This is a genomic window from Streptomyces sp. NPDC006544 (genome assembly GCF_040611715.1).
Lineage (GTDB): Bacteria > Actinomycetota > Actinomycetes > Streptomycetales > Streptomycetaceae > Streptomyces.
In genome coordinates this window covers 1-2,176 of record NZ_JBEXOV010000208.1, presented here as the reverse complement: position 1 = coordinate 2,176, position 2,176 = coordinate 1, and the positions used below count along the sequence as shown (strand labels likewise).

Genomic DNA, 2,176 nt, shown 5'->3' with positions numbered 1-2,176 from the left:
CCGCGATGTCCGTGACGACCTGCTCCAGGCCCTCGTACTCGCCGCGGAAGCCTCCCCAGCCGTCGATGACCAGGAAGACGTCGCCCCAGGCCTCGGCCCCGCACCGGAGGCCGGTCCCGCCGTGACCGTCAGCCGAGGCTCCAGGACCACGTGTGGTCCGCGCTGATCAGACAGGCCAGGACCACGAGGTCCGCGATCCCGAGGGCAAGACCGAGGCGGGCGCGGGCGGGGCGGGTCGTGCCGCGGAACAGGGCGAGGCCGGCGAGGACGATCGCGATCGGACCGAGCACGAGGTTCATCGCCAGGAGTCCCACCAGGCCGGACAGGAAGGAGATGACGGCCATGGTGTCGGCGTTGCGGACCGGCGCGTCCGGGTCTGCGGCGGGGTGGGGGCCGGAGACCCTGGCGTTGTTCGTGTCGGTCGAGCGGGGCCCTGCGGTCGAACGGGGCCCTGCGGTGGGGCGGGTGGGACGGTGTTCCTGGAGGGTGGACCGGCGTGCCGTCGTCATGAGGAGACCTCCTGGCGGTCGGCGCGGTGGTGCCGTCCGGCCCGCTCCCGTAGGGCGAAGACCATCAGCCAGACGGCGATCGCGGCCGTCGCGACGAGCGAGACCGTCGTCGGCACGTGGGCCACGGTTCCCAGCAGGATCCCCATGAGCAGGAAAGCCGCTACGAGGAAGAGCATCGTGCTTCCTCCTTCAGATTCCTAGATTCGGTAACAGTTGTGCACTGACTACCCAGTCTAAATCACGGCATGCGGCTCCCGCAGGTTGGGGTTTAATTTCCGTCATGGATCAGACCGTCGGGGCCCGCCAGGCCCAACGCACCCGTACCCGCCGGGCCTTGCTGGACGCCGCGCTCTCGCTCCTGGAGGAGCAGAACCTGGGCAGCCTCGGCCTGCGGGAGGTGACCCGCGCGGCGGGAGTGGCGCCGACGGCCTTCTACCGGCACTTCGCCGGCGTCGAGGAACTGGGTACCGCCCTGGTGGACGAGGCGCTGGAGAGCCTGAACGAGGGCATTTCCTCGATCTTCGACGGCTCGGGGATCGCGGCCCAACGCATCGACCAGGCAGTGGATCTGATGGCCGAACTCGTCCGCGCCTACCCCGCGCACCTGCGTTTCATCGTCCGGGAGCGCCACGGAGGCGTACGCAGGGTCCGCGAGGCGGTCGCCGCGCGGCTGGACGGCTTCGCCCGTGACATGGCCGAAAATCTCGCTACCGATCCGCTCGGCGCCGGGTGGAGCCCCGCGGACCTGCTGATGCTCGCCCGCCTCTACGTCGACCACATGGTGATGACGGCGTCCGCCTACCTGGCGGCGGCCCTGGAGGGCACCGCGTGGGCCGACGTGACGGACACCGCGCGGCGCCAGCTCCGGCTGATCCACGCGGGACGGCTCAACTGGGCTGGTGCCCGGAGCGCGTGAGGCGCCCGTCGTCGAGGCGGGGGCCCGGACGGCCCCGCGCGGGCGTGGTCGCGGATGGTGGCCGGGGTAGCTCCGGGAGGGTGAACCTTCGATGTCGGACCGTTCCGGCGGTCCGGTCCGCTCCTAAGCTGCCCGCGGATGCCCATCGGACCGGGGACCACGGAACCCGAGAAACGGACCTCTCATGCGCCTTCGTACCACCGCTGCCGCGTTCCTCGCCTCCCTCGCCCTCGTCCTCCCCACCGCCGGACAGTCCCTGGCCGCCGACCCGCACCACGACGGCCTCGGCGTCCTCTACTACCGCTTCACCGACGGCGACGAAGAAGACCGCACCGGGCAGATCCGCCCGGGCGACAACGACACCTGCTACCAGCTCACCCACGCCCAGCGCCACCCGGCCTTCGCGGTCAAGAACGACACGGAGTCCGTGGCGGTGATCTTCCGGGACGGCCACTGTGGCGGTCAGTCCGAGGAGACCCTGCGACCGGGCGAGCGGGCCTACAACCTGAACGCCCGCTCGGTCCTCTTCAAGCCCGCCCACGAGCACCACGGCCACCAGGACGACGACTGGGACGACGACCACTAGGACGACGACCGGGACGGCGACCAGGACGACCGCCACGACCGGACCTGTGCCTCCCCGGCCGGGCCGCGGGGGCGGGCCCCCCGGGGGGCGGCGGGGGGGGGGCCCGGCGCCGGCCGCCGCGGGGGGGGCGGGCCCCCCGGCTGGGCGGGCCCGGGCGGGGCGAGC

The 2,176-nt window shown here is 72.4% G+C and carries 4 protein-coding genes; 2 read left to right on the top strand and 2 right to left on the bottom strand.

Annotated features, from left to right (window positions below):
- Positions 1-128: 128 nt before the first annotated feature.
- Positions 129-344, bottom strand: a complete 216-nt coding sequence (locus tag ABZY44_RS37560; protein ID WP_356662023.1) for a DUF4190 domain-containing protein — start codon at positions 342-344, stop codon at positions 129-131.
- Between the two features lie 161 nt (positions 345-505).
- Positions 506-685: a hypothetical protein gene (locus ABZY44_RS37555; RefSeq protein ID WP_356662021.1), complete on the bottom strand. Its 180-nt coding sequence runs from the start codon at positions 683-685 to the stop codon at positions 506-508.
- Positions 686-789: 104 nt separating this feature from the next.
- Here ABZY44_RS37555 and ABZY44_RS37550 point away from each other — a divergent pair, with 104 nt between their 5' ends.
- Positions 790-1,425: a TetR family transcriptional regulator gene (locus ABZY44_RS37550; RefSeq protein WP_356662019.1), complete on the top strand. Its 636-nt coding sequence runs from the start codon at positions 790-792 to the stop codon at positions 1,423-1,425.
- A gap of 184 nt (positions 1,426-1,609) precedes the next feature.
- A complete protein-coding gene (locus ABZY44_RS37545) occupies positions 1,610-2,011 on the top strand; it encodes a hypothetical protein (protein WP_356662017.1) in 402 nt (133 codons plus the stop codon).
- Positions 2,012-2,176: the final 165 nt, after the last annotated feature.